2 protein-coding genes are annotated in these 1,454 nt (G+C 62.6%); both read left to right on the top strand.

The genetic code is table 11. The features are described 5' to 3' along the window. Positions 1-720 (top strand): RNB domain-containing ribonuclease (locus V6C16_RS13190; RefSeq protein WP_333543428.1); only part of this gene is annotated, 720 nt, incomplete at its 5' end. Between the two features lie 106 nt (positions 721-826). Then, the coding region (gene plsY, locus V6C16_RS13185; RefSeq protein ID WP_333543427.1) for a glycerol-3-phosphate 1-O-acyltransferase PlsY at positions 827-1,454 on the top strand (628 nt) is incomplete at its 3' end.

Below are 1,454 nucleotides of genomic sequence, written 5' to 3'. Positions count from 1 at the left end.
GATCCCGCCATACGGCTGGAGGGCGAAGGGGCCGACGTGCGCGTGCATGTGGGGCCGGACTATCACGCCCCGGATGCGCAGATGCTGGTGGCCGAAATGATGATTCTCGCCAGCGCTGCCGTGGCCCATTGGGCTTTGGAGCGTGAAGTCGCCATGCTGCACAGGGTGCAGGACGTGGTGCTGCCCCGTGAATACGCGGGCATATGGCATACCCCGCAGGACATGACGCGCATCATGCGCGCCCTGACGCCCTCGGGCCTTGAGGTGCAGGCCAGGCCGCACGCGGCTTTGGGCCTTGACCGCTATACGCCCGTTACTTCGCCCCTGCGGCGTTATCCCGATCTTGTCAACGAGGCCCAGGTAGTGCATTTCTTGTGTTCGGGGCAACCCCGCTGGAGCGAGAGCGCCCTGACCGAGCTTTTGCAGACGATCTCGCCTGTGCTGGATGCCGTGGGGCAGGTGCAGCGTTTTCGCCCGCGCTACTGGAAGCTGCTGTATTTCCGTCAGCAGGGCGACAAGGTCTGGTGGCCCGGCGTGATCACGGAAGAGAATGATGCCTTTGTAAGCGTGAGCCTGCAGGATCAGGGCATGTTTGTGCGCGGCAGGCGGAAGCTCTTTGACGACAGGGCGCATCCCGGCCTGCGGGTGGATGTGCGGATCGGCAAGGTACACCCGCTGTACAATGAAATCATGATTCTGGAAGCAGCCACGGTGGACTAGCGCGGCCCTGACGGTTGCGGTTGCGCGGGCTTCAGGGCGCGTCCCTGGCCTCCCGGCGGTGATACTCTCAAGAAATGCAGTCCGACAGCGTGTTGTGGAGATGCCCATGCTGGAAATACTCTGGATAGCCCTGGCTTATGTGCTTGGTTCCGCGCCGTGGGGGCTGGTCATTGCCAGAACCTTTTGCGGTATTGATCCGCGTGAAAGCGGCAGCCGTAATACCGGGGCCACCAACGTGGCCCGCCTTTGCGGTTTCAAGTGGGGCGTAGCCACACTTTTGTGTGACGTGCTCAAGGGGGCCGTGCCTGTGTGGCTGGCCTTCAGAATCAACGGGTCGCCCGTTTTTGTCAGCGTGGTGGCTCTGGCCTGTGTGCTTGGGCATGTCTTTTCCTGCTTTATGAAGTTTCGGGGCGGCAAGGCCGTGGCAACGAGCATCGGCATTTTTCTGCCCCTGGCCTTCTGGCAGCTTCTGGCCGCCTCTCTGCTGTGTACGCTTGTTATCTGGCGCAGCGGCTTTGTTTCTCTGGGGTCTTTGACCCTGGTCACGGCCCTGCCCGTGGCGCTGGCCGTCAGCGGGTTGTGGGTATGGCTGCCGCTGGCCCTCGGTGTGTGGGCCGTTGTGGTCTGGAAGCACCGGGAGAATATCGTCCGTCTGCGTTCCGGCACGGAAAAAAGCTGGCTCAAGAGCAAGAGCAGCGGCGAAGCGCCGGCCAATGCCGAGGCGGGTACTTCCG

Origin of the sequence: Desulfovibrio sp. 1188_IL3213, assembly GCF_036763145.1 — a bacterium.
Lineage (GTDB): Bacteria > Desulfobacterota > Desulfovibrionia > Desulfovibrionales > Desulfovibrionaceae > Desulfovibrio.
Note: the sequence above shows the minus strand (reverse complement) of the source record. Positions and strands in the feature narration are given on the sequence as shown.